Origin of the sequence: Bradyrhizobium murdochi (genome assembly GCF_000472965.1) — a bacterium.
In the GTDB taxonomy this organism is placed as follows: Bacteria; Pseudomonadota; Alphaproteobacteria; order Rhizobiales; family Xanthobacteraceae; genus Bradyrhizobium; species Bradyrhizobium murdochi.
Window position 1 is genome coordinate 88740 of record NZ_AXAU01000021.1, and the last position, 23681, is coordinate 112420.

Genomic DNA, 23681 nt, shown 5'->3' on the forward strand with positions numbered 1-23681 from the left:
ATAGCCAAGCGGTGCCTGATCCCACAAAGCTCGTTGGTCCGATGATCGAGCGGTTCTCGTTTTGCGACGACGGCGCGCCGGACTCCAAAGACAGGTAGGGCGATCCGGTACTTTGCGCGATTCTTGCATAGTCATCGCAGGATGATCAATTGAAGGTTCTCTTGTCATGAACGAGCGGCGGACGCAGTCGAATATCGCCTATGCAATCTGCGGCTTCAACGATATTCCAAGCCAGCGCGCCATGGGCTTCCACCTCATGATAGTGGACGAAGACGGCGGCCACAGGCCGTGGCCCATTGTCGTGGTGCGCTGGGGCAAGCGGGTGTTTGCCTATCTCAACAAATGCCCGCACACTGGCGTCAATCTCGACTGGGAACGCAACCAGTTTTTCGATCCCCTCGGTATGCGGCTGATGTGCGGCAAACACGGCTCGACCTTCGAGCTCGGCACGGGCCGCTGTGTGGACGGCCGGTGCAAGGGCAGCAGTCTCACGCCGGTCGCGTTGACGGTGCTGGACGGCGATATCTGCGCGACCGGCGTGCGGCTTGTCGAGGAGGAGGATTCCTCTGGCTAAAGTTGAAGCCATTGCTCAGACCGGCCGGTTCTCGTTACGGTTTCTTACGGGTTCCATCCTCTTCAGGCCGTCTTCGTAAGAGATCTCATCATAGGACGCATCGATACCCTTGGTTGCGTCGAGCAGGTAGTCGAGCTTGCCGGGCGCGTCGAGCTTCTTAATGTCATTTTTGTCGACCCCGGCCAGGTCCATCATCTCCTTCCAAACGGTAGATTCATCGCACGGCAGCACGTTGAAGGTGATACCACGGAGCTTGATGCGATATTTCGCCAACAGGTCTATGTTGTTGCAAAACATGAAGTAGGTGCCATCAGGACTTAGCGCGCCGTCAAGAACATTTGCGACATCAGCAAGATAAGCGAAGCAGTGCAGATAGCCGGCAAGCACCGGAATGCTGCGTTCGCCTTCCTGCACGACCGTCAGCACCTGCTCGATCGAATAGTGGGGCGGCCGCTTCTCGTCGGCGACCTGGGCCTGGAATTTTAGGGCGATATCGCCGCGAAAGCCGAACCGGCCCTGCTTGGTGGTCCCGCCCTTGAATATGGCATTGAGCAGGCGTCCCTCCTTCTCCAACCGGCCTAGCGCGGTGTTCTCGATTGCAGTCATAAAAAATCATCCCTTGATCCAAGACAATCGCCGGACACTCCGGCGGCAGAAGACGCAATGCAAATTGTTTGCCGCCGCGTTCGTAACGCTTCATCGGCTAATCCATAAGGAAGACACTTAAAAGCTCCCGCGATCCCTCGAAAACCCCTTGTCAGCAACCCGACACGCGTCGCAAAGCCAACAGGCGCGATTTCGAAAAAGGTAAGCATTGTCAAGCTCGTGCGCGCTGGCATGCGACTTGCCAATTCTCATGCAAACGACTTGGGAAAATAAGAGTGCCATGATCAATCTGACGAATAGCGCAGTGAATGCGCTCAAGAGCGCGATCTCGGCTTCGGCGCAGCCGACGAGCGGCCTGCGCATCATGGTCGAGGCTGGCGGCTGCGACGGATTCAAATACAAGATGGGTTTTGCCGACGAGGCAAAGTCCGACGACACCGTCATTGAGCGCGACGGGATCAAGGTGTTCGTCGACAATAAGAGCCATGAGCACCTCGCCGGCACCACGATCGATTTCGTGGTGGCGCTGGAGGGCTCGGGCTTCACCTTCGACAATCCAAACGCCAGCTCGAGCTGCTCCTGCGGAAAATCCTTCAGCAGATGAAAAGAGAAATCGAAGCATGCTGGTGGAACCAGAACAACTAAGGCAACCGCCGGTCATTGAGAGCGATCGGGAGCAACTCATTCGCGCTGTGATCGAGGAGATCCGGCCCAATCTGCAACGCGACGGCGGCGACTGTCAGCTGGTCGGGACCGAGGGCAGCAAGATCATGGTAAAGCTGACTGGTGCCTGCGTATTCTGCAAGCTTTCAAGCGTGACGCTAGAAAGCATTCAGGCGCGGCTGGTCGAAAGGCTCGGCGAATTCGTTCGCCTGATCCCGGTCGCCGGCGTCGCTAATGCGCGGCATTGAACGAGGCGTTTGTGCCGATCTATCTCGACAACAATGCGACCACACGGGCAGATCCGTGTGTCTTGCAAGCCATGTTGCCGTTCTTTACAGAGCGGTTCGGTAATGCCTCGTCCACCCATGCCTTCGGCAGCGAGATCGCGGGCGCGGTCGGGAAGGCGCGCCGCAGCCTGCAGGATTTGCTGGGAGCCGCCCACGATCATGAGATCGTCTTCACCTCCGGCGGGACCGAATCCAACAATACCGCCATCCTTTCTGCGCTTGCGACCCAGGAAGGGCGCGACGAGATCGTCACCACTTCCGTCGAGCATTCCGCCATCCTCACTCTGGTCGAGCAATTGGCGACAAGGGGCATCAAGACGCATGTGATCCCGGTGGACTCGCGCGGACGGCTTGACGTCGAGGCTTTTCGCTGGGCACTTGGACCACGCACGGCGATTGCGTCGGTTATGTGGGCCAACAACGAGACCGGAACGATTTTCCCGGTGGAGTTTCTGGCTGGGTTGGCGCGTGCGGCAGGCGCGCTGTTTCACACCGACGCGGTGCAGGTCATAGGCAGAGAGCCCATCGACCTGAAAGACAGCGCTATCGACATGCTGTCGCTGTCCGCGCATAAGCTGCATGGCCCCAAGGGGATTGGAGCGCTCTATTTACGCCAAGGCACGAAATTCAGGCCGCTGATCTGGGGCGGGGCACAGGAACGACGGCGCCGCGGCGGAACCGAGAACATCCCTGGCATTATCGGTCTTGGAAAAGCTGCAGAGCTTGCGGCCGAGCGGCTCGAGCCGGAGCGCGTTCGCATTGGTGCGTTGCGCGATCGCCTGGAGCAGGCAATTTTGCACAACTGCCGCTGCATGGCGCTCGGCGATGTCAGTAACCGGCTGCCGAACACGGCTAACATCGCGTTCGAAGATCTCGAAGGGGAAGCAATCGTCCACCATCTCAATCGCGCGGGCATTGCCGCTTCGCTGGGATCAGCTTGCAGCTCGTCTTCAATGGACCCGTCTCATGTGCTGCGCGCCATGAACGTGCCGGCGAGGAGCCTGCGCGGCGCGGTGCGCTTTTCCTTATCGCATGAAACCACCTTCGAAGAAATCGATCAGGTCGTCCGCGTAATGTCCGGCATCGTGGCTCACCTGCGCGCCATGTCACGAGAGCATCCCCATCCCGCCAGCAATTCGCCCCGATACACGAGTTGATCTCATGAAAGTCATGATTCGCCGCTCTCCGGAGGCCGGCCTGTCGATTTACGTGCCGAAAAAAGATCTCGAGGAGCCGATCATTGAATCGGAGCACGAGAGGCTGTGGGGCGGTTGGATCAGAATAGCCAATGGCTGGGTGCTCGATCTGCCCGAAATGGCGAGCGATACGCCGCTGCCGATCACGGTCAATGCCCGAAAGCGTGGCGAGGGCGCGGACGAGCGATGAAGACGGCCCCGCAAATCGACTTTGTCAACGCGGCCGATGCGGAGGCGATTCTCACCGACGTCGCGAACCGGCTGCGTGCCGGCAGCATTGTTCCCTATCTCGGACCTGGCCTGGCCGATTTGTCCAAAACGGATGCGCCTTCGACTCCGGAGGCCTTGGCTGGCTTCTTCGCTACCAAGGTCGCGCTGCCGCGCCGGGCCAAGGGCAACGTCTGGGCGTCGGCGCAGCACATCGAGAGCAACAAGCATCGCTCCACCGTGACGGCATTGATGGCGCAGGCCTTTGCTGCGCCGGTCGAGCCGACACCACTGCATCACCATCTCGCCGCGCTGTCCCTGCCTGTCATCGTCGATGCCTGGTATGACGGCGAGATGCGTGCGGCGCTTGGCAAGCACGAGGGGTGGGGCGAGGTGCAGGGCATTAGCCGCGCCGGCATCGGCGAGGATCGCTGGTATCGCTTCTATGATGCGGAGGGCAGAGAGGTCGATCGCGCTGTGGCGCAGAGCTGGACCACGGTCCTCTACAAGCCGCACGGCGGCGTGCTGCCTGCCAGGAACTTCCTGATCTCTGACGCCGACTATGTCGAGGTGCTGACCGAGATCGACATTCAGACGCCAATCCCCGATGTGGTGAAAGAGCGGCGCAATGGCCGAAGATTTCTCTTCATCGGCTGCCGCTTCAACGATCAGCTGCTGCGAACCTATGCGCGGCAGCTCACCAAGCGCTCGGCCGGTGTTCATTACGCCATCGTGGAACCGGATGTGCTGTCCAGGAATGAGCTGCGCTTTCTGGTCGAACAGGGCCTGACGCCGCTTGCGATCCCGCTCCCGCGCGCGATCGAGATACTGCTCGCCGGCTGACAGAACTTGTATATGGGTCGATGTTGCTCGCGTGCCGGGCGCACGCGAGTTGTCTTGCGTTTCGCGCCAGGAAATGACTGCGCTCATCTCCATGTCAGGATCAAGACGCCTGTCACACTTCGAACATTTCTAATGTCGTGCAAGGCTTCGCTTCCACGGTCAGCCCAGGCAGGCGGCTTACTTTTTTGGCTTAGATCAAAATTGCTCACCATTTCGGCCATGGCACGCGAGTTGCAAATCTTGATTTCAGTTTCCGCCTGCAGGGAGAATGGTTAGGATGGACGTATCAGCGCTGGACGAAGCAAGCTTGGCAGGGAGCGCCGTCAACATCGGCGAGATCATGCAGGCGATCGCCGAGCACAAGGGCTGCGGCACGTCCGGCGGCAGCGGCAAGGCGAGCTGCGGCTCGCAAGCCGGCCAGGGTGAGCTGCCGACCGAGATCTGGGAGAAGGTCAAGAACCATCCCTGCTACAGCGAAGAAGCGCATCATCACTACGCCCGCATGCATGTTGCGGTTGCGCCCGCCTGTAACATCCAATGCAATTACTGCAACCGTAAATATGATTGCGCCAATGAATCGCGCCCGGGCGTGGTGAGCGAAAAACTAACGCCGGAGCAGGCGGCGAAAAAGGTGCTGGCGGTCGCCTCCACCATCCCACAGATGACCGTGCTCGGCATCGCGGGGCCTGGCGATCCCCTGGCCAATCCGAAAAAGACGTTCATGACCTTCGAACTGGTGGCCAGGGCCGCTCCCGACATCAAGCTGTGCCTGTCGACCAACGGCCTCATGCTGCCCGACCATGTCGACACGATCGCCCGCTTCAAGATCGACCATGTCACCATCACCATCAACATGGTCGACCCCGCAATCGGCGCCAAAATCTATCCGTGGATTTTCTACAACCACAAGCGCTACACGGGCCTCGAAGCCGCAAAGATCCTCAACGACCGCCAGCTGCAAGGCCTCGAGATGCTGACTGAGCGGGGCATCCTCTGCAAGATCAATTCGGTGATGATCCCAGGCATCAACGACCAGCATCTGGTTGAGGTCAACAAGGCGGTCAAATCGCGCGGCGCGTTCCTACACAACATCATGCCGCTGATCTCCGCGCCCGAGCACGGCACCGTATTCGGGCTCAACGGCCAGCGGGGTCCGACCGCACAGGAATTGAAGGCACTGCAGGATGTCTGCAAAGGCGAGATGAACATGATGCGGCACTGCCGGCAGTGCCGCGCCGACGCTGTCGGCCTGCTCGGCGAGGACCGCAGCGCGGAGTTCACTACCGAGAAGGTTATGGCCATGGACGTCAAATATGACCTGGAAATGCGCAAGGCCTATCAGGCCAAGGTCGAGGAGGAGCGCGTCGCCAAGGTTGCTGCCGAGCAGGAAGAGCTCGCCGAGCTCGCCAGCGAGATGAGCGGCATCAAGCTCTTAGTTGCAGTGGCGACGAAGGGCTCGGGCCTGATCAACGAGCACTTTGGGCATGCCAAGGAGTTCCAAGTGTACGAACTATCGACTACGGGCGCCAAATTAGTCGGCCATCGCCGCGTCGATCACTATTGCCGGGGCGGTTATGGCGAGGAGGAGAGCCTTGCCACCATCATCCACGCCATCAACGACTGCCATGCGGTGTTCGTGGCCAAGATCGGCGGCTGTCCGAAGAGCAATCTGTTGAAGGCCGGGATCGAACCAGTCGACCAATACGCCCATGAGTTCATCGAAAAATCAGCAATCGCCTGGTTCAAGTCCTATCTTGAGAGGGTCCAAAGCGGCGAGATCCAGTATGTCGACAGGAGCGAGGCGGCGATCCGGCAGAGCGCGCTGATTTCGGCTGCTTGAGGGAGACGTCGATGCCGTTCAAGATCATTGCCTCGCAATGCACGAGCTGCTCGGCTTGCGAGCAGGAATGTCCGAATGTCGCAATCTCGGAGAAAGGCGGGACGTTCGTCATCGACCCGAAGAAATGCACCGAGTGCATCGGCCATTTCGAAGAGCCGCAATGCGTCGCGGTGTGCCCGGTCGATAACACATGCGTCATCGACACCTCATTGCCGCGCTACTAGGCGCGGGCGTAAATAGGCTCGAGCCTATGACCTTCACGCTGGCGCCCACCGCTGAAAAACTCGCGAGTTTCGTGCTGCGTGCCGATGGCACCGCTGGCGCCAGCGTCCGGCTCGCCGTCACGGCAGATGGTTGCTCGGGATTACCCGCCGATATGGGTGTTGCGCCGGCACCTCGGCCCGGTCAGCAAGGCGTCGAGCGCAACGGCCTAAAGTTGCTTCTCAATGCCGAGAACCAGCTAATGCTTGGGGGGCTCACGATCGATTTGACCGACACCACTGTGCAGACCGGGCTGATCTTCCCAGAAGCGGGTGTGCTGCTCCAGCAACACCGCAAAGGCTGCCCATTAGAAGAGGAAAGCTGCCGATGAACCTCGATGGGGCAGGCGATCTAGTGTCCGGAAGCGAGGGCGCGCTCATCGCGCACACGCTACTCGGAAAGGGCCTGCCGTGCGAAGCCGAGGATCATCTGCGGCGGGCCGGGCTCTCCTATCACCTGGACGAGATCGCGGAAAAACACCTGCACGAAGCGCAGGCGCTGACGCCGGGACACGCCGCCGTTCTGATCGGATTCTACCGCTTCTATTTCTACAAGGCTCGCTTGGCCGAGGCGTTGGACGTCGCAAAGCTCTGCATCTCTAAAGCAGCTCGTGAAAACGGTCTCTCAGACGACTGGCGGTGGGTCAGCGCGACCGATGCTGCTTCCGCTTGCTACGAGAACAGCCTGCTGCGCTTCTATTTATTTTCACTGAAAGCCTACGCCTACCGCAGATGCGGCGCGGCAATCTCAATGAAGGGCACGCGGCTGCCAGCAAGCTCGTAGAGCTCGACCCGACCGACAAGATCGGCGCCAAGGTGCTCCTGGACGTGCTGGAGCGGATGGGACAGGACGATGACGGGTGACATCGATGAGGCCCGCGACTGGCTAGGCAACAAGGTTGACTGCGGCACCTGCACGCATCTCGGGCTCAGGGCCAGCGGCGGCTGCCGCTTGATGCAAGCCTGCGTCAACGACCGCTATGCCCGCCGCATCGACCGCTTCTTCAACTGGAATCCGGCGCTGGCCGACGCTTACATCACTCATCCGCATTTCGAGGTGCGCGCGATCGCGGCCAAACACGCTAACCTATTCCTGCTGCCGATGCTGCTCGATGACGCTGAGGAAACCGTGCGCTGGAACGCGGCGCGCCGCCTTCCCAAGCGCTTTGTGCTGCGGCTGCGCAGCGACCCGCATCGGGAGGTGAGGATGCGGGTTGCTACCTTGCTGAAAGGCGAGGAGCTGGCGCCGATGCTGTCGGATCAGGACTATTTCGTCCGCCTGGTGGTGGCGAGCCGGATCGCGCCGGCGCTGCTTGGGCCCCTCATGAACGATGACGAGCCCGAGGTGCGCCGCGTGGTTGCGCTACGCATTCCCTGTGAGTGGCTTCTCGGCATGGTCAATGATCGCGATTCGAGCGTGCGGCTCGAGATCGCACGGCGGCTGTCTCCGGATTCGCTCAGCGTGCTGCGCCGCGATCCGGATTGGCGCGTCCGCTATGAGGTGGCAAGCCGCATTACGACGGACGAGCTGGCTGAGTTGGCCGAGGACGAGGACTCGATGGTGCAGGAAGTCGCCCGCGCGCGCGTGGCGATCCGGCCCGAACGACCGAGGGAGAGTGGGACATGAGCAACTTCGTTCGCGACAGCGAAGTCGTCGAGCTCACCGGGCCACCTTTCTTCAGCTTCGGCGAAAAGGTGCGGGCCAACCGCACCGTCCGCAATGATGGAACCTATGCCGGCAAGGAAGTTGGCGAGATCCTCGCCAAAAAGGGGCAGGTGGGTTACGTCGTCTCAATCGGCACTTTCCTGCAGCAGTTCTACATCTATGGCGTCGAATTTCTCGAAAGCGGCAACCGCGTCGGCATGAAGCGCAAGGAGCTCGAGCCGGTGGTGGCGCGCGAGGAGCTTGAGGACCTGCCGTTGCCGGAAGAGGCCGCCCCGTGATCGACCCGAGGCTGCCGAAGTACCAATGGGGCCAGCGCGTCAAGGCGGCGGTCGACCTCATTAACGACGGCTCCTTTCCGGACGCACCGGTGAACGGACTCTTGATCGGCGCCGGAGCGATCGGCGAGATCGTGCAGGTCGGAAGGCATACCGAAGCGAACGTGCCAATCTATCTCGTCGAGTACGGCGAGCGGCTGGTCGTCGGCTGTCTTGAAGAAGAAATCACAATGCTTTGAGGGGAGCCGTTCGCAATGAATGCCGCGGTAATGAGAAAAGTAGGGATCGGGACTAACCCTCATCCGAACGAGCTCGATTGCAAGCGGATCGAGCGCGCCTTGAGCTCGCGCCAGCGCTATCGCTATGTCTCGCCGAATGTGAAACCGGTGAGGGGTGGCTATCTGATCGAGAGTCCCTGCTGCTCTCACAATATCGATAAGGACGGCGGCCTCATCGACGTCGCGCTAGTCCACTATGACACGGTGAACGGGATGTGGAAGCTGTTTCGAAAGAACCACGCAAACGGAATCTGGGAGTTTTATAGCATTTACTACCGCCTGACCTCCGCAATCGAAGAATTGAATACCGATCCCGAGCGGCTGTTCTGGCAATAAAGCTGATTTTGGAACCAGTTATATGGGAGCCGCGATGGCGCTTGGCACAGACGAACTGATCGAAATCGAACGAGTGCTTGCGGCAGCGCAGCCTGATGCAAGCTCATTCTCCGAGCTGCGGCGCCGCTTTCCGCAGCTCGCCGTGACGCGCTGTGATGCCTCTGACGTGACGGAGCAGCCGTTCCTTAAGTTTCCGCGTTTCGACCTGCATCTCATCGATGGCTGCGATCGCTGCGTGCAGATCACGGCCGATCCGGCACGCGCGACTGGTATCCTGCTGGCGACAAGGAGTACTGGACGGTGACCGGCATTGCACTCGCAGAGGATCACGACGACGGCACAGAAGCGATCGAGGCCGTATCCTTCATTCCGCTCTCCGATCCCGATATCACCTCCGCCGAGCTCTCTGCCGTTGAAGCACTGCTGTGTTCGCCGCGAGTCTCCAATGGACCCATCACTGACGTCTTCGAGAAAGCCTTCGCCGCCTACCTTGGCCGCAAATATGCCGTTGCCGTCCCCAGCGGCACGATCGGGCTTTTGCTTGCGCTAAAAGCGCTCGGCGTCGGACCCGGGCAGGAGGTGATTGCCTCGCCTTATTCGTTTCGCGAGACGGTGCATGCTATCAGTCTAGTGGGCGCGCGGGCCGTATTTGCCGACGTCGACTATTGGTCGGGAGCCTTGGCTCCGGCGAAGGTCGAAGAGCGTGTCACGGCCAACACGCGGGCGATTATAGGTGGCAACCCCAATGGCCATCCAGCGCCATGGTCGGAGCTGCGCGCGATCGCGCAGCACCATCAGCTGCCGCTCCTGGAGGATTCGACCGAAGCGATCGGATCGCGATACAAGGGCGAGCTCGTCGGCCGTTTTGGCGATATCGCCGTGTTCGACTTCGCCCAGCCACTGGCCCTGACCTGCGGTGAAGGCGGGATGGTGGTGACCGATGACATCGACTTGGCCGTTGGCTTACGTCGCCATCGCGCACATCGGCTGGATGAACGCTCCTCCGTTGTCATCAGCAGCGCAGCGCCCCACCAGGCCGGCATGAGCGATCTCACAGCTGCGCTGGGTCTTGCGCAGCTAAGGCGCCTCGAGGAAATCCTGGAGCGGCGCCGGCTCGCCGAACAGCTTTACAACGCGCATATGCAATCCTTTGAGGGTATCAAGCCGCCCTATGTGGCTCCCGATGCGACCGGCGTGAACTGGTTCCTCTATCTCGTCCATCTCGGGACACGCTTCACGCGCTCCAGCCGCGATGCCATCGTAGATGACCTGCGCATCGAGCAGGTCGAGGCCGCCGCCTATTGCCATCCGTTGCATTTGCAGCGGCATTATTTTGATCTCGGCTATCGGCATGGCGATTTCCAGGTCACGGAGAAGATCGCCGATCGCGCCCTGGCACTGCCATTTCACACCCATCTGACCAGCGACCATATCGAGTTTATCGTGGAGACGGTGAAGGATGCGTCAATCAACATCGGCGCTGGCGCAGCAATTTATTGAACCGAAGAATCATCAATGCGACGCAAGGGAAAGCTTGAATGTCGACAGTCAGGGTCTCACAGTGGGACAAGATAATGGAGGTCATTCAGGCCACATCACTATTGGCGGTGCTGCAGAACCCGAAGATTCCGGACAAATACAGGGGGCAGACCAAAGACGGATCTTCCGACGTCCAGCAAGGCCGCAAGGAACTCCCGAGGATAGGTCCGAAGAGCGAGCGTGGAGAATGAGAAGCTCAAAACGATCGGAGCCGTCGGCTCCGAGTTGCGGCTCGCCCGCGAGCCCAAGGTGCTCGGAACGAAGACATGAACATCGAGCCCTTGGGCTTCGGCTCGGGCTTCTGCAGGCTCGGCGCTAAATAGCAGGGAAGGCAAATGGATTTCGCAGCAGGTCAATGTTCCCTGAACGGGATAGTGGTCGAGATTGGCGAGCGGCGGCCGGCCTTAGGCCGCACGATGGTTTTGGTTTTCTCAGCGCGCCGTCGGTGCCTGCCAGGAGCTGGCCGGTGAACTTGGCGCGCTTCGGCTGACCCGTGCCGCCGTCGATGCCTTCAGGCAGGAAAACGTGACGACAGCATGAGCCAAGGGAGCACCGCGACATGGGCAGCCAAGAGATTGAGGTGTTCACCGTCTGTCACGCCGATGCAATCGAGCGGGGCGGTGCGAAGGGCTTTAGCCTGTCGCGGATCGACGAGAGCGGCGAGAGTCGGCCGTTTCCGATTGTCGTGGTGCGGACCTTCGGAAACGACTACCACGGCTACCTCAACCGCTGCCCGCATGACGGTGTCTGGCTCAACATCGGCTCCGGAGAATTTTTCTCGTCGGACCGCGCCTTTATCAGATGCGGCCGGCACGGTGCGATCTTCGAGATCGACAGCGGGCTTTGCCTCGACGGCCCCTGCAACGCAAAATCCCTGGAGCCGGTCGCGCTCGCCGTGGTCGACGGCGACGTCTGTCTATGTGGCGTGAAGCTGGTGGAGGACAACGGGTTTCCCGATCCGTTCGAGGACAGCGATGAAACCATAGACATCATGATCCATCCGGATTAACAGGCATGATCTCATGACCGTGGCTCCGGAGTCTTTCGGGAAAGCGCCGTCGTTCGGATGAACATTGGCGCAGGCCTGCGCCTGTCGCTGCTTTCGAAGTCGTGAGAGATCAAAGTGCCGGCACGCCGGCGGAAGTCATCCTGTAGCCCGGCATGAATGAATGGTACTGCGACACTCGAACAACGAGACGCGCAGCGATTTCGATGTTCGAGCGCATTGGCGGCCGTGTGAGGACCGATCGGCCGTCGACAGCTCTTATAGCGCATGGAGGCATTACCCGAAACGGAGATCATCGGCGCCGTGCATCCGGCTGATGTCCGGGGCAGCAAGCAGGTGTTCAAGTGCTATCTCACGGAGCGGACGGCGGGCCAAGACTCGACACGCCCGAGCATGGCTACGCCAGCGCCATCTCGGTTTTCTCATTGGCGGCGCCGCGCTCAACCCCGCTGGCTCGCTTGCATCTGCGGCGCATTGCTGGGACGATTGCCAACGAAACCGCGCTCGCCGAACTGGACCTCCCGCTAACAACGCTCGGCCGACTGGGGGCGCAACCAGGCGGGCTACCCGGGATGATGAAAGACGGCGGCGCTTCCTAAAGACTAGGTAGAGGGCCCTGACCTCGTCCCGCTTGGCTTTTGCTTACCGTTCGCTCTTGGCCCGCGATAAGAGGCCGGCGTCCTTTTAGGAGAATGGGCGGCTACCTCTCCATATATTGCTAGATGCGCAACTGGCGTGCGGCGAACGCGAGCTGCACGGCTCCACCCTGTGTACGGAGTGAGGCAGGCCGGCAAAGGGGGTGAACATCGACGCCAGCACTTCTTGGTCGGGTGAAGCCGGGTGCGGCCTTCGCTTCCGATGACAACCGCGCTTATCGAGGGCGCCGAGACCGAGCAGGTGCTAGTGACATCCAAGGCGCGCTTGAGACAGAGAAAGCCCCCGGCGGTCACAATGCCGCCGAGGGCTCCGTCTGGGCTGGAGGGGGTGTTTGGGCCCAGACGTAACAGGACCGTTAGGGTGAGATAACGATCCTGTATCAGGAGTTCTTTCAGACTCGCTGAAACCAGATTGGCCGTGCGTGCCGCGAGAGGGGGAACAACCCTGCGAAGTATCAATCCCAGTCACGCACGGCAATTAAGGGCATATCCATTGACGCAGTCTTGTATCGAGGTCTCCGCCCCCAGGAATGATTGAAGGCAAGCGCCTCAAGGTGTACAGCGCGCAGCGCCGGCGTCACTGGCATCGCTGATTGCGGTTGCCATTGGCGCCAGTCGCGCTCCTAGCCGGCTTGGCTTGCGAGCTCGCGCAATCCACGCTCGGCGATCAACGCGCCCCTCGTCGCACGGTCCAACGCTCACCGAAAGATGCGGTCGGTTCGCGCCGGATCATGCCGTTAGGCGACCACGCCTTGCTACAGCTAAGCGTCGATCTCATCAGGAAAATCGCCAAGATTGATGAGCTCCTCCAAGAAGACGACAATTATAGCGATCGCTTCATTCTTGAGATGACATTGCAAGAGCCGGGCCATCCAGAAGGACCGGTATTCTCCGTCTATTTGGGGCCTCGCTGCGGAAAAGCTGGAGGCGCGAGTCCGGCTCGATCTTTGTCACGTCTGCTACAGAAGAGATCGCTGCTGTAGCAAACGTGACAGTGACTAGCAGTCGCTGGCAGATTGAGAATGACCGGCGCGGACGCGCGCGTCGCGCATCTTGGTTCGAAGCTTGCATGGCAGACGCGAGATGGCGGCCAAGCAAGGTCGGGAGCAAGGAATATCGCGATGATGGGACCAGACTTTGAGGCCCTGATCAGGAAGGCCTTTCCGGAGGCGGAGGTGTCCGTGACAGATATTGCCGGCAACGGCGATCATTATGGCGCCCACATCATTACGCGTGCCTTCACAGTCAAGAGCCGAAGCAGCATCAGATTTTGCATGCGGCGCTCAAGGGGACAATGGGTGACGAACTTCACGCGCTCGCGCTGATGACCGCGGTCCCAGGGGCGATGCACTCGGACCTTGTCTCTCTTCATATAACCCAATCGAACGCGTGGCAGGCGCATGAACTCAGAAACGGAATTCGAGCTTCCTCAACTCTACAGGCATCACGTGTTTGCCTGCCCCGTCCAGCGTCCGCCCACACATCCGCACGGCAGCTGCGGTGCAGCTGGCGCGCAAGTTCTGTGCGACAGGATGAGCAAGGCGATCGAAGCGCAAGGGCTCACCGATATCGGCTTCACGGCGGCGGGCTGTCTCGGCTTTTGCAACGTAGGTCCCCTTATGGTGATCTATCCCGATGGCGTCTGGTACCGCCCGACCACGCCTGACGATATCGACGAAATCATCGAGTCCCATCTCAAGGAAGGCAAACGCGTCGACCGCCTGATAATGGTGTTGAAGCGGAGCTAGACGAAGGGCTCCGTTAACGCCGCCTGCGCGGGCTATCAAGTACGGCGCGGCTACACGTCCAAACGGAACGTCTCTGAAACGCCGGATTACCAGCTCACCAGGATGATGAGTGGTGGTGACCTCACGGCTCGCTTCAAGAAATCCGTCCGCAACACCGGGCCCTTGACCTTATCGGTGTGGACTTTGATCTCATCGGGATCTTCGGTGAGATGAATATTTCTGATCACGGTGCCGCGCGTAGAACGAGCCTTTGAGCTTCAAGTCCTTGATCACCGTGACGGTGTCACCCTGGTGGCGTACCGCTTGAAACCCTGGCCTTGACCTCCATGTGGTGCTTTCCGCCAGTCGCGCCGAGATGAGAAAAATGACTTAATCGATTGCACTTAACCCAATTCGATCGTGTCTGTCGTCACCTAATGCTGGCTCCGCCAATAGCTCGCAGCCAAAGCGGATGCGGCGCCGGGGCCCGGCTCCCGGCGCCGAGAGAGATGATGCTTCTTCGAATCGTCAGCTCGCTCGATCTTTTTGTTTGGAACCGGTTTCCACTCTTCCGGATCGTGCTCTTGTCAGTACTTGTAGGTGATGCCGCCGCCGACCAGCCATGGGTCGATATTGGCGCGCCCGGTGACGGGAATGGCGTTATTGACGGTGGCCGAATAATCCGGCCGCAGCCACAACTTCTTCACGTCGACATTGAGGCCCCAGTGACTGTCGAGCATGTAGTCGAAGCCGAATTGGACCGCGGCGCCAACCTGGTTGCTGATGTGCAGATCCGTCATCGCTAGGCCGGCAAACGGTGTATTGGCCGCAGACTGGTTGAAAAAGACGGTGTAGTTGATGCCAGCGCCAATATAGGGCTTGAACGCGCCGAAATCGGTGAAGTGATACTGCAGCGTCAGCGTCGGCGGCAACAACCAGGCTGTGCCGATCTCGAGCCCGTTGAGCGTCCCGGTGCCGCTGATCTGATGCCTGGTCACGCCGAGAATGAGTTCGGCGGCGATGTTCCTGGTGAAGAAATAGGTGATGTCGAGCTCCGGTATGGCCTGATCGCTGATCGAGAGCCCGGAATTCGGCGACGACAGGGGCGGGATACCGGCAACATTGACCAAGCTGCCTCTTGCATCCGGCAGCACGCCGAGCACGCGCAGGCGGACCATCCAGGGATTGAAGGGGGCGACCGGCGGCGCCTTGGTGTAGATCGACGCCGATGCCAGATCCGCAGCCCGTACCGACATGGCGGCCCCACCGAACGCCGCCGCGAGCACGAGCAGCGACGCCATCGTTAGAATTGCTCTTGTTCTCATCGCATTCTCCATTCCCAGTCAGCGCGGGGAGTCGCGCGACGCCTCTGTCACACCACAAGCGGGCTGGTGATGATGTGATGCGGATCAAATCGGGCGGGTGATGGCGCGATTAAGTCGACGCGTTGCAAAAGGATCACTGGCCGTGCAGCATAATGACTTTTCTTCGAACATTTCGCTCTATATTTGTCTGAGCAGGATTCTGTCTGTATTGTACCTCAGCCGGCGAGCTCTGAGTCCACCAGAGAGCGGTCGGAGGCGACACAGTTCGTGACCTGTACAAGATAAGTCGTGGCTGCGCTGCATTCGCAACTACGCTGTTGTTGCACGGAGGTTTACCTATCGCCGACCAATATCGCTCTGCGCCGAAGCGGCAATCTCGAAGACGCCATGCTGCTCATCCTCACTCATCACGGTTGCGAGGCAGTAACGTTCCGTTTTCCGTCAACCAACTGAATGGCTCCAGGCGGATGAGGCGTCTCTAATGCGCCAAGACTTCTACTCCGCGGACGAGGCGGTCAGCAAATTTGAGCCTAAAAAATCGGTGCTCGCTCAACTTGCCTGCTTGTCGATTTACCAAAAGAAGACAAGTGCCAACGCAGCGAAGTCGAAAAGGCCCGCTCTGATTGGGATGGCTTGGTACTCGAACGGACGATTTACCGCGATTGAAACGTCCATAGACTGAATTAAGGGCAGCTGCTGAGCTTGAAGAAGTCGATTGATACCGAAAAAAGGCGCACGGGGAGACAGCGGTGCCCGACGCTCTGTGTTGTCGAGCAGGGCTCTTAAGAGTGCACCAGCCGGCATCGGACGCGCCGACCGCACTTGGATTGCCGAAGGCGAATGTGCGGTGCATTCGCCGCCAGACTAGGGCAAGCGCAAACGCTCGCCTGTCGTTGCGCGCTCCACAACGCTCTAGCTATTGCCAACTGGAGGTCGGCCGTGCGCGGCGTGTTAGCGTACTTGTCCCGCCGGCTTTTGAACTCACCGCGAACTCCTTGGTCGGTGAGCGCGGCGAGTCACCATGGCTCTTCCGCCCCATCATGGCCTGAATTTATTCTCGCCAGTTCGACCCGATGGCGTTCCAGTTAGGTGGTTCTTGCCCGAGAATGTTGCGAACGAAGAAGTCCAGGAGCTTGAGCTTGCTGTAACTGCTTGGTGCTACGTGATCTGCGCCGGGCACCACAAGCCAGTCGAAGTATTTTCCCGCCCTAATGAGCCGGTCGGCAAGCTGGAGAGTAGAGGACGGATCGACAATGCGGTCCGTTTCGCTCACAATGAGCAGCAGCTTACCTTGCAATCTGAAAGCATTGTCGACGGCGGAGGATTGAGAATATTCGATGCCAACTGGCCAGCCCATCCACTGTTCGCTCCACCAGATCTGGTCCATCCGGTTGTCATAGGAGCCATTGCTCGCGACCGCTACCTTGTAGAAATCAGGATGGAAGAGCAGCGCACTCATAGCGTTCTGCCCGCCGGCGGACCCGCCAAAAATGCCAAGGTTCGAGATATCGTACCAGGGATACTTCGCACTCGCCGCCTTGTGCCACAGGATTCTATCGGGAAGGCCGCCGTCCTTCAAGTTTTTCCAAGCAACGTCGTGGAACGCGCGAGAGCGGTTGTTCGTACCCATTCCATCGATCTGAACGACAATAAACCCGAGCTGCGTGAGAGGCTCGACGAAGGCCGAGAAGGACTTGGGAACGGAAGACCTAGTCGGGCCGGCGTAAATGTGCTCCACAACCGGATATCTCTTGTTTGGATCGAAGTTGACCGGCAGGTGAATGATACCCCATATATCGGTTTCACCGTCCCGCCCCTTGGCATGGAAGCTGAGTGGCGGCTGCCAGCCGGCGGCGACGAGTTCGGAGATCTCGGCGCTCTCGACCTGCATCAGCTCGGCATTATCGCTGGCTCGGTACAGCATCAAGCGGGGCGGGGCATCGATGCGTGACCAGAGGTCGACATAGTAGCGGCCGTCAGGCGAGAACTCGATGTGATGATTGGCCAGCTCAGGCGTGAGCGCGGTCAGTCCCTTCCCGTCGAAGTCGATGCGGTAGGCGTGGACGAAATACGGGTCCTCCGCTGGGTTCATCCCGCTCGCGCCAAACCAGATCTGGCGCTTGACCGGATCGACGTAATAGACCGTGCGGACCACCCAATCTCCTCTGGTGATCTGATTTTTGAGTTCGCCGGTCCGGCCATTGAAAAGGTAGAGGTGCTCGTATCCATCGCGCTCGGACGCCCAGATGATCTCCTTTCCGTCGTCAACATCGTAGCGGAAGGTCTTTCCAGTACGCGGCTGATTCACCAGTGGCTGGTAGTCGACAAAGGTGTGGCTGACCTCATCAATCAAAGAGCGCACCTGGCCGGTGCTGGCGTCCACCTCGACAACACGATAGAGCTGATGTCCGCGCTGATTAAATTCGAAGGTGAAGCCGCGGCCATCCTTCCACCACAGGATCGGCGAAAGACTGTAGGGATTTGGGAACGAAGCATTGTCGACCGCGATCTGGCGCCGGCTGACGATGTCAAACAGCACCGGCTGGTGCAGTGCCAAGGTATCACCCGCCTTCGGATACGTCATCGTCCAATGTTTCGGTTGAAGCTGGTCCCTCGGTGATGATTCGAGGTAATGGACCTGCCGTTTGTGCCCTGGACGGATGCGGTAACCCGCGAGGTGACGCGAGTCTGGAGACCATTTCAGCGTCGACAAAGCATAGTAGTTGGATTCAGATCCGTCCCAGGTCAATGGGATGTTTCGAGAGCCATCCTTGCTGCGCAGGAACAAGTTGTAGTTCTTAGAATAGGCCAGCCATTTGCCGTCAGGCGAGACGCTTGTCTTCTCTCGATTATTTTCCGCGGGTGGCGTGCGGTCATACCTGTACTGATAGGCTTGGGGTGGCATGGTATTGCTTGTGCACGCATCGCTTACAAGGTCGCAGCTCCACCGGGTATTCTCGATGTTGAAGGTGATCCTGCCAGCATCTTTGGCCATCTTGAAACCGGCGAAGGGCAGATTGTCGGCCTTATAGTCCTTGTGGCTTGCCCTGTTCAGCGCGGCCGCGAGGCGGGTGTGATCAAAAGCCGGCTGTTTTGTGCCCGTGGCAGCATTCACGAGAATGAACTGATGCTTGCCTTTAGTTGTTTGCCGGTAGACGAAAGACTCACCATCTGCGAGCCAGAATGGCACGTCGGAGACATTGGTAGTGAGCTTTGCATATTGATCGCCGATCGTCATCGCTCGCTTGTAATCGGAGAGCTGCAGCTGATTTGCAGTGCTGTCCGTCGGACCCGCGGCAGCGGACGCCTGCTGAACCAACAGAACAAGCGTCAAAACGCCGAACTTGTACATGAACGATTACCTCTCCTGTTTGTTTGGGATGAAACACAAGTGTTGACTTCCCGAATGTTGTGCAGCTGCGGCTAGCGTCTGCTGCAGATACCGCACCGGATTTCTGGGCGTAGAGCGCCGTGAACGCTGCTTTCAACTCCGTAACGCTCGTGGTGTGCAGAATGGATGCCAACGGGGCGCGATGCGTATCCCGTGTTTCTCGATTACGATGTCATCTAGGCGACAAGAACGTTGAATGTTGAACCAAGCCGCGCGTCTAAGATCAAACACGAAACCCCATGCCAGTTATAGATTGCTGTCGACATGAGATCGACCATGCTCGCGTCTACGCCACTTAACTCGTTGTTGATATCGCCCAGCTTGTTCTACCAAGCACGCTCGCCTTCAGGCTGGGATCGTCAAGGATGAGAAAGGCGGCGATGGGAAATGGACCTCGTCGAAACAACCAGCATTTCGCCGCGCGGCGTGCGGCGGGCTTGGTGTAGAAATATGGGCATCCGGCCTTCAGTTCTAAAATGATCGCCTCGACCGCAATGTATTCGTGCCATTCGGAGAAACGCGCCGGTGGCGAAAACTGCCGAATGGTGATCACGCTGTTTGGGACGACTGAGATGACCCGCGGCACGCGCTGGGCAGTCTTCAGCACGATGGTCAGCAGCAATATTCCCACGAGTCGGCATCACGGCGCGCCAAGCATGGTGACGCGCTGCTCGCCGGTCTGATCCGGTGCAAGCGCTGCGACCGCAAGCTCACACTCCGAAGCGCCGTATCCTGCGCTACAGCGGCAGCCGCGCCTGGATGGATAATGTCGGCCCTACTGCATCGTCCTCCATGGGATTGCACGTCGATGATGCGATCGAGAAAGCGTTGCTCGGCCTCGTCGGTCCGGGGCTATCGACGCTGCGATCGCTGCCGCCAAGGAAGCTGGAGGACGGCGCGATCAGGTGCATGCTCTCAGTCGCAACCTCGAACGGCGCACTATGCCGCCGACAGGCAATTTCACAGGAACGTATGTGAATAACGCGGCTGGATTTTCTTGCCGGGGACAGCCTTACGCTGTGGCGGGTAACGTCACGGCAGGCAAATAGATTTCTACATCACCTGGATATCGCCCACGGCTCCGACCTGCAGAACACTCAAGGTCTGGAATGGCCGTGTAGCTGGTGACAAAATTCCAAGGCGATGGAAGCTGTACTACGTGGGATAGGACTGGAACTTTCACAAAATGACCGGCCGGGACTTCTTTACGAAGAGGAGACCAAACCTGGTTTAAGCCACGATGGCGACGGCCCGTAACGTCGTCACCGGATCTGTATTTGCATGATCGTCTGCTCCTGCAATGTTCTGACTGACCAGAACGCGTAATCGATCGGGTCCCCCTTATCATGGAGAGAGAAACGGCCCGTTGATCTTTTCGATGTGGATCCACGGCTGTCCCTCGATGGGCCCGACGGCGCGAGCGAGATCCGTCAGCGCCTGCATGCGGCGTTGCTAATCGTCCGCGTTTATGGCGGCCATGGCAAAGTTCAGATTGCTATTTGTCCTCCTTGTCGGAGAGGCACCCTCGACCGAGGGCTGGGTTTGAGCACGGCGAGTTGATCGTAGCGGATATACTGGGCGGCACCCGGAGCGTGAGGCTTCAATTTTGCTGATAACTGCAATCAGTGTCGTCCTTCAGGTAATTCAGCATGGTGTTGCAGGCGTCCTCGGCTTCAGCAAAACTTTGGAGGGGCAAGCCGAGAACCCTGATCGCGCCACGGCCCTGGTGAAGCGGACGCCACGACGCGACGTAGCCCAACCTTCCGCGAAAGCCAGGACCGGTGGGGCTCTGGAAGCTGATCACGAACGAATATTGGTCGCTGCTTGCGCTCCATATCTCCATGTCTTCGACGGCACGATGGAATTGCAGGGGCATCAGGGTCCGTTCGCTGGGCCAGGCCGCGAACCAAACTGCTGCGGATCGGCGCCGGGTAGGGGCAATACAGCGCAGCTCTCGCCGGCAAATTGCGTTTCATGGTCAACCAGTGCCATCGCTTTCTTATAGCCACGGCCGGAAGTAGGAGCTTGACGTCAAACTTCGGCGTACATTTAACGATCGAACTCCACCGACTGCTAGACCGTATGTCTGAAGGAAGGCCGGAGGATGGCCCGTAACGTGGCCACTTCGCCTCCGCATTGCACGGCAACTAATATGGATTTCTTGCGGAGGGCACCTTGCGGTAAATCAATCTGGTTTGAGGGCGACTTAAGAGCTGGGCAAATCCGATCTAAGACTGTACACAGCACTCTGGTGAGAGCGCCGAATGCTGGCGTCGGCATCCCAGTTGACCCCCATCAATGACTGCTCTGCACTGGGGGGCACAGCGCCACCGCCAATCTCATCGAAGGTTGTCCGCCGCCTGGCCCTAGAACATACCTATGCATCGAGGCGACTTGGATTAAGTGAGGCCGAGGAGCAGGGTCGTTAAAGCGACAAGTGTACGGCGGGCCAATCAACATCAGCGCGTTTGGCCGCCGAGGTCATCGAGCCGGCTTGCGAAACGGGCGCTGCCGGTCGGGTGGCCAGGCGGTCGCGAACAGGGCACAATGGAAATCAATGGTGGCCTTCTAGCGCAGAGGCGGCGATCTCACCCGAAGCTGAGTGCGTCCACCGCCCGACACTACTTCTGGCCAGTACGACAGGGGCTGTCCAGCGGCGATACACACGATAGACAGAGATCTGCCACACTGAACTTTTGCAGCGAGCTGTTATCGTTGGTTTCGATTGTGGTGTCATCAGCGTATTTGGCAGCAACAACTGGCTGTCAGCGCAACAGCGGGCAGCCGTACCAGTAATCACCTGGGCACTGACGGGACGACCGCCCACACAGGCTACTAGCGCTTTGGCACGAGCGGACCCGCCAGCTCAAGGCAGCCCCGTGAGCAGTGTTAGGAGAGAGCTGGTCCTGAAAGTGGTTGCTGCTTGACGGCAGGAAGAACAGAACGAGCGCACGCGCGATCGATGTAGAGACGCTGCACGCCAAAATCGGGGAGCTGAGACTGGAGATACGATTTTTCAGAAGGCGCACTCAGCAAAGCCCGGCTGCTGAGCGCAAAGCGATGTTCGACGGTGGGCACGACCTGCCGATCACAAAACAAACGGAAATTTTGAAGATCAGCCGCAGCAGTGTCTATTATCTATCGTCCGTGGAGTAGGATTCCAGCTGAGGTCTCGCACTAAGAAACGCTGATCTACTATACGCGCGCGAACACGAACCTGCTTGTGACTTAGTTCGCCGCCGGCTCGATGAGCACACGCCCGTACTTGATCATCGTTTCGACCTCTGCGCGAAAAGCTTGACGCGAGGCGTTGCGTGAATAGAACATGTGACCGCCCGGAAAGACCACGAGTCTGACTCGCGGCGCTGAGGCGTAGGCAGGCAACTGATCGAGCACCATCTTCGAGCCGAAATAGGGCGTGGCAAGATCGAACAGGCCGTGCCCGACCAGTACGCTCATCTTCGCGTCTGTCGCAAGGATCTGGCGCAGCTCCGACAGCGACTGCGGGGGGCTGCCGCCGAAATCCCAGGCCCGCCCGACCGCACCGTTGCGCAGTTCATAGGAGCCGTCCGGCCGCCAGTTGAGCTTGCGCGTCAGGATATCGACGGCGGCGCTGGTCAGCGGCGCCTGCAGCGCATCGCCCGAGGGATCGCCGAAGAGGTAGCCATCGGAGTCCGGATAGGGATCGAGGCCGCGCACGGAGGCGTCATAACGGCCGGTCACCTTGCCGCTCTTGCGGTCGAACTCGCGGCGGAATTCGTTGACATCAAAGCGCCCGGCAAGCCGTCGGCTCACGGCCCGGTCGATTCCGGTCAAGGCAGCGACCTTGTCTGCGAGACGGTTGGTGGCCTCCTTGTCTGCCTCGCCCTTGACGAGGTCGGCCAAGAACTCACCGCGCGCGTAAGCTTCCACGTCGGCGAGATCGGCCCGCTTCACCGGCCCCCTGGCTTCGCGCTCGGTCGCGACATAGCTCGGCAACGTTGCGACATATTGCAGGATGCTGGTGCCGGTGAACTCGCGGAAGTCGAACCGAGGCGAGATCATGATCAGGCCCCTGACGCCAATGCCCTGCTGCATCTGCAACTCGCGCACGACTTTCGGCCCGCGAATGCCGCCATAGCTTTCGCCCGCAACGTATTTTGGCGACAGCAGCCGGTCGTGCTTCTCAAGCCAGCGGCGGATCACCAGCGCAAGTGCGCTGACATCACCGTCGACGGAATAGAACCGCTTGCGGACATCCTCTCCGGTCGCGACGAAACGGCTATAGCCGGTACCGACGGGGTCGATGAAGACGAGGTCGGTGAAATCGAGCCAGGTCTCCGCATTTGGCTTCACCTCTGCAGAAGTCGATGGCGTGACCTCGTCGGCGTTGATTGGCAGCCGCCAGGGACCCGCACTGCCGAGTTGCAGCCAGGCCGACGATGCGCCGGGTCCGCCGTTGAAGAAGAACGTGACCGGGCGCGTGTCGCGGTCGGTGCCGTCGAGCTGATAGGAGGTGTAAGCGATCTCAGCCTGCGGCTCGCCCTTGTCATCGAACGGACGGATCGAGCCTGCGGTCGCGGCGAAGGCGAGCATCCGCCCAGGGAGCTCGATCGTTTGCCTGGTGGTGGAGTCCGGCGGCAGGCGATGCTGCTCGGACGTAGGCGGATCGTCGGCCCGGGCGGCGCTTCCCATCACGCCGCAGGCAGACAGGGCCAGCGCAAGAGAGGTGAGGCGCAGTGCGGTCAAATCAAACTGCATCGAGTGTCTCCCGTCCCGGCCGCACTTTGCGCGCACGAGGTGCGTCTGCCACAACGGCTCTACTCACCTAGCTGATAGTCGAGGAACAACAAACCTACTAAGTCGGGTAGCATTCGCTATGCTTGGGTCCTTTCGGCGGCAGAAACCTGCCTGGATCGGTCTCGCCGGATGATCTTCGAAGTGATTTGGGCGAGCAGTGCAGTCGTGCTTTCCATGCACTGGCGCCAATTCCTGTGTCCCAGGCGAGTGGCGTGTCGGTCAGCACT

At 59.6% G+C, this 23681-nt stretch carries 24 protein-coding genes and 3 pseudogenes; 20 read left to right on the forward strand and 7 right to left on the reverse strand.

Going from position 1 to position 23681, the window contains the following annotated elements; translation table 11 throughout:
- Window positions 1-166 precede the first annotated feature (166 nt).
- Entirely contained in the window at window positions 167-574 is a 408-nt protein-coding gene (locus YUO_RS0130060; RefSeq protein ID WP_028350575.1) for a Rieske (2Fe-2S) protein, read from the forward strand.
- Window positions 575-589: 15 nt separating this feature from the next.
- On the opposite strand, the gene YUO_RS0130065 is transcribed toward YUO_RS0130060, so the two are convergent.
- Window positions 590-1180, reverse strand: a complete 591-nt coding sequence (locus YUO_RS0130065; RefSeq protein WP_028350576.1) for a hypothetical protein — start codon at window positions 1178-1180, stop codon at window positions 590-592.
- 280 nt (window positions 1181-1460) lie between these two features.
- Here YUO_RS0130065 and YUO_RS0130070 point away from each other — a divergent pair, with 280 nt between their 5' ends.
- From YUO_RS0130070 to YUO_RS0130170, 18 genes and pseudogenes are all read left to right on the forward strand, one after another.
- Window positions 1461-1784, forward strand: coding sequence for a HesB/IscA family protein (locus YUO_RS0130070; RefSeq protein ID WP_028350577.1), 324 nt, complete (start codon window positions 1461-1463; stop codon window positions 1782-1784).
- Between the two features lie 16 nt (window positions 1785-1800).
- Window positions 1801-2091, forward strand: a complete 291-nt coding sequence (locus YUO_RS0130075) for a NifU family protein (protein WP_028350578.1) — start codon at window positions 1801-1803, stop codon at window positions 2089-2091.
- A gap of 11 nt (window positions 2092-2102) precedes the next feature.
- Window positions 2103-3287, forward strand: coding sequence for a cysteine desulfurase NifS (nifS, locus tag YUO_RS0130080; RefSeq protein ID WP_430649568.1), 1185 nt, complete (start codon window positions 2103-2105; stop codon window positions 3285-3287).
- A gap of 4 nt (window positions 3288-3291) precedes the next feature.
- Window positions 3292-3516 carry a putative nitrogen fixation protein NifT gene (gene nifT, locus YUO_RS0130085; RefSeq protein ID WP_028350580.1) on the forward strand — a complete coding sequence of 75 codons (225 nt, stop codon included), beginning with the start codon at window positions 3292-3294 and terminating at the stop codon, window positions 3514-3516.
- Window positions 3513-4376, forward strand: a complete 864-nt coding sequence (locus YUO_RS0130090; protein WP_035727959.1) for an SIR2 family NAD-dependent protein deacylase — start codon at window positions 3513-3515, stop codon at window positions 4374-4376. Before nifT ends, YUO_RS0130090 begins: the two co-directional genes overlap by 4 nt.
- A gap of 340 nt (window positions 4377-4716) precedes the next feature.
- Entirely contained in the window at window positions 4717-6216 is a 1500-nt protein-coding gene (gene nifB / locus YUO_RS0130095; protein WP_430649570.1) for a nitrogenase cofactor biosynthesis protein NifB, read from the forward strand.
- 11 nt (window positions 6217-6227) lie between these two features.
- Window positions 6228-6440, forward strand: a complete 213-nt coding sequence (locus YUO_RS0130100) for a 4Fe-4S binding protein (RefSeq protein ID WP_028350583.1) — start codon at window positions 6228-6230, stop codon at window positions 6438-6440.
- A gap of 26 nt (window positions 6441-6466) precedes the next feature.
- A complete protein-coding gene (locus tag YUO_RS42205) occupies window positions 6467-6808 on the forward strand; it encodes a HesB/IscA family protein (protein WP_225673100.1) in 342 nt (113 codons plus the stop codon).
- Window positions 6805-7340 (forward strand): annotated as a pseudogene (locus YUO_RS42210) (hypothetical protein). The gene YUO_RS42205 and the pseudogene YUO_RS42210 overlap by 4 nt, the downstream one beginning before the upstream one ends.
- Window positions 7330-8103 carry a 4Fe4S-binding leucine-rich repeat protein gene (locus YUO_RS0130115; RefSeq protein ID WP_028350584.1) on the forward strand — a complete coding sequence of 258 codons (774 nt, stop codon included), beginning with the start codon at window positions 7330-7332 and terminating at the stop codon, window positions 8101-8103. The pseudogene YUO_RS42210 and the gene YUO_RS0130115 overlap by 11 nt, the downstream one beginning before the upstream one ends.
- Window positions 8100-8420 carry a nitrogen fixation protein NifZ gene (locus YUO_RS0130120; RefSeq protein ID WP_028350585.1) on the forward strand — a complete coding sequence of 107 codons (321 nt, stop codon included), beginning with the start codon at window positions 8100-8102 and terminating at the stop codon, window positions 8418-8420. The genes YUO_RS0130115 and YUO_RS0130120 overlap by 4 nt, the downstream gene beginning before the upstream one ends.
- Window positions 8417-8656 (forward strand): nitrogen fixation protein NifZ, encoded by a 240-nt coding sequence (locus YUO_RS0130125; protein WP_028350586.1) that lies wholly within the window; start codon window positions 8417-8419, stop codon window positions 8654-8656. The genes YUO_RS0130120 and YUO_RS0130125 overlap by 4 nt, the downstream gene beginning before the upstream one ends.
- Before the next feature lie 15 nt (window positions 8657-8671).
- Window positions 8672-9031 (forward strand): DUF3024 domain-containing protein, encoded by a 360-nt coding sequence (locus tag YUO_RS0130130; protein ID WP_028350587.1) that lies wholly within the window; start codon window positions 8672-8674, stop codon window positions 9029-9031.
- 34 nt (window positions 9032-9065) lie between these two features.
- On the forward strand, window positions 9066-9335 hold the full coding sequence (locus YUO_RS0130135) for a DUF6129 family protein (RefSeq protein ID WP_028350588.1): 270 nt from the start codon (window positions 9066-9068) through the stop codon (window positions 9333-9335).
- Window positions 9336-9340: 5 nt separating this feature from the next.
- Complete coding sequence (locus YUO_RS0130140) at window positions 9341-10531, forward strand: DegT/DnrJ/EryC1/StrS family aminotransferase (RefSeq protein WP_235782878.1); 1191 nt, start codon at window positions 9341-9343, stop codon at window positions 10529-10531.
- Between the two features lie 74 nt (window positions 10532-10605).
- Window positions 10606-10761, forward strand: a complete 156-nt coding sequence (locus YUO_RS0130145) for a hypothetical protein (protein ID WP_156908828.1) — start codon at window positions 10606-10608, stop codon at window positions 10759-10761.
- A 368-nt stretch (window positions 10762-11129) separates the two neighbouring features.
- Window positions 11130-11579 carry a Rieske (2Fe-2S) protein gene (locus tag YUO_RS0130155; protein ID WP_028350591.1) on the forward strand — a complete coding sequence of 150 codons (450 nt, stop codon included), beginning with the start codon at window positions 11130-11132 and terminating at the stop codon, window positions 11577-11579.
- Window positions 11580-13632: 2053 nt separating this feature from the next.
- Window positions 13633-13980, forward strand: coding sequence for a (2Fe-2S) ferredoxin domain-containing protein (locus YUO_RS0130170; RefSeq protein ID WP_028350592.1), 348 nt, complete (start codon window positions 13633-13635; stop codon window positions 13978-13980).
- Between the two features lie 86 nt (window positions 13981-14066).
- Here YUO_RS0130170 and YUO_RS45260 read toward each other — a convergent pair.
- From YUO_RS45260 to YUO_RS0130205, 5 genes and pseudogenes are all read right to left on the reverse strand, one after another.
- Window positions 14067-14325 (reverse strand): annotated as a pseudogene (locus YUO_RS45260) (alkylphosphonate utilization protein).
- Between the two features lie 221 nt (window positions 14326-14546).
- Window positions 14547-15284 (reverse strand): OmpW/AlkL family protein, encoded by a 738-nt coding sequence (locus YUO_RS0130175; protein WP_028350593.1) that lies wholly within the window; start codon window positions 15282-15284, stop codon window positions 14547-14549.
- A 1051-nt stretch (window positions 15285-16335) separates the two neighbouring features.
- Window positions 16336-18636, reverse strand: a complete 2301-nt coding sequence (locus YUO_RS0130185; protein WP_028350595.1) for a S9 family peptidase — start codon at window positions 18634-18636, stop codon at window positions 16336-16338.
- Window positions 18637-18970: 334 nt separating this feature from the next.
- Window positions 18971-19297 (reverse strand): hypothetical protein, encoded by a 327-nt coding sequence (locus YUO_RS0130190; RefSeq protein ID WP_028350596.1) that lies wholly within the window; start codon window positions 19295-19297, stop codon window positions 18971-18973.
- 978 nt (window positions 19298-20275) lie between these two features.
- Window positions 20276-20551: a hypothetical protein gene (locus tag YUO_RS0130205; protein ID WP_028350598.1), complete on the reverse strand. Its 276-nt coding sequence runs from the start codon at window positions 20549-20551 to the stop codon at window positions 20276-20278.
- Between the two features lie 1052 nt (window positions 20552-21603).
- On the opposite strand from YUO_RS0130205, the pseudogene YUO_RS0130210 reads away from it, so the two are divergent.
- A pseudogene (locus YUO_RS0130210) lies at window positions 21604-21816 on the forward strand (IS3 family transposase); the annotation flags it as partial.
- An 87-nt stretch (window positions 21817-21903) separates the two neighbouring features.
- Here YUO_RS0130210 and YUO_RS42220 read toward each other — a convergent pair.
- Window positions 21904-23415, reverse strand: a complete 1512-nt coding sequence (locus tag YUO_RS42220; RefSeq protein WP_051379720.1) for a S10 family peptidase — start codon at window positions 23413-23415, stop codon at window positions 21904-21906.
- Between the last annotated feature and the right edge of the window lie 266 nt (window positions 23416-23681).

What these genes read in the sequence shown, in the direction of transcription:
- nifB (WP_430649570.1), top strand. Translation starts at nt 4,717, where the DNA reads ATGCAGGCGATCGCCGAGCACAAGGGCTGCGGCACGTCCGGCGGCAGC.
- YUO_RS0130185 (WP_028350595.1), bottom strand. Translation starts at nt 18,636, where the DNA reads ATGTACAAGTTCGGCGTTTTGACGCTTGTTCTGTTGGTTCAGCAGGCG.
- YUO_RS0130075 (WP_028350578.1), top strand. Translation starts at nt 1,801, where the DNA reads ATGCTGGTGGAACCAGAACAACTAAGGCAACCGCCGGTCATTGAGAGC.
- YUO_RS0130205 (WP_028350598.1), bottom strand. Translation starts at nt 20,551, where the DNA reads ATGCCCCTGCAATTCCATCGTGCCGTCGAAGACATGGAGATATGGAGC.
- YUO_RS0130135 (WP_028350588.1), top strand. Translation starts at nt 9,066, where the DNA reads ATGGCGCTTGGCACAGACGAACTGATCGAAATCGAACGAGTGCTTGCG.
- YUO_RS0130115 (WP_028350584.1), top strand. Translation starts at nt 7,330, where the DNA reads ATGACGGGTGACATCGATGAGGCCCGCGACTGGCTAGGCAACAAGGTT.
- YUO_RS0130170 (WP_028350592.1), top strand. Translation starts at nt 13,633, where the DNA reads ATGAACTCAGAAACGGAATTCGAGCTTCCTCAACTCTACAGGCATCAC.
- YUO_RS0130070 (WP_028350577.1), top strand. Translation starts at nt 1,461, where the DNA reads ATGATCAATCTGACGAATAGCGCAGTGAATGCGCTCAAGAGCGCGATC.
- YUO_RS42205 (WP_225673100.1), top strand. Translation starts at nt 6,467, where the DNA reads ATGACCTTCACGCTGGCGCCCACCGCTGAAAAACTCGCGAGTTTCGTG.
- YUO_RS0130130 (WP_028350587.1), top strand. Translation starts at nt 8,672, where the DNA reads ATGAATGCCGCGGTAATGAGAAAAGTAGGGATCGGGACTAACCCTCAT.
- YUO_RS0130100 (WP_028350583.1), top strand. Translation starts at nt 6,228, where the DNA reads ATGCCGTTCAAGATCATTGCCTCGCAATGCACGAGCTGCTCGGCTTGC.
- YUO_RS0130090 (WP_035727959.1), top strand. Translation starts at nt 3,513, where the DNA reads ATGAAGACGGCCCCGCAAATCGACTTTGTCAACGCGGCCGATGCGGAG.
- YUO_RS0130120 (WP_028350585.1), top strand. Translation starts at nt 8,100, where the DNA reads ATGAGCAACTTCGTTCGCGACAGCGAAGTCGTCGAGCTCACCGGGCCA.
- YUO_RS0130175 (WP_028350593.1), bottom strand. Translation starts at nt 15,284, where the DNA reads ATGAGAACAAGAGCAATTCTAACGATGGCGTCGCTGCTCGTGCTCGCG.
- YUO_RS0130155 (WP_028350591.1), top strand. Translation starts at nt 11,130, where the DNA reads ATGGGCAGCCAAGAGATTGAGGTGTTCACCGTCTGTCACGCCGATGCA.
- YUO_RS0130065 (WP_028350576.1), bottom strand. Translation starts at nt 1,180, where the DNA reads ATGACTGCAATCGAGAACACCGCGCTAGGCCGGTTGGAGAAGGAGGGA.
- YUO_RS42220 (WP_051379720.1), bottom strand. Translation starts at nt 23,415, where the DNA reads ATGCAGTTTGATTTGACCGCACTGCGCCTCACCTCTCTTGCGCTGGCC.
- YUO_RS0130145 (WP_156908828.1), top strand. Translation starts at nt 10,606, where the DNA reads ATGGAGGTCATTCAGGCCACATCACTATTGGCGGTGCTGCAGAACCCG.
- nifT (WP_028350580.1), top strand. Translation starts at nt 3,292, where the DNA reads ATGAAAGTCATGATTCGCCGCTCTCCGGAGGCCGGCCTGTCGATTTAC.
- YUO_RS0130060 (WP_028350575.1), top strand. Translation starts at nt 167, where the DNA reads ATGAACGAGCGGCGGACGCAGTCGAATATCGCCTATGCAATCTGCGGC.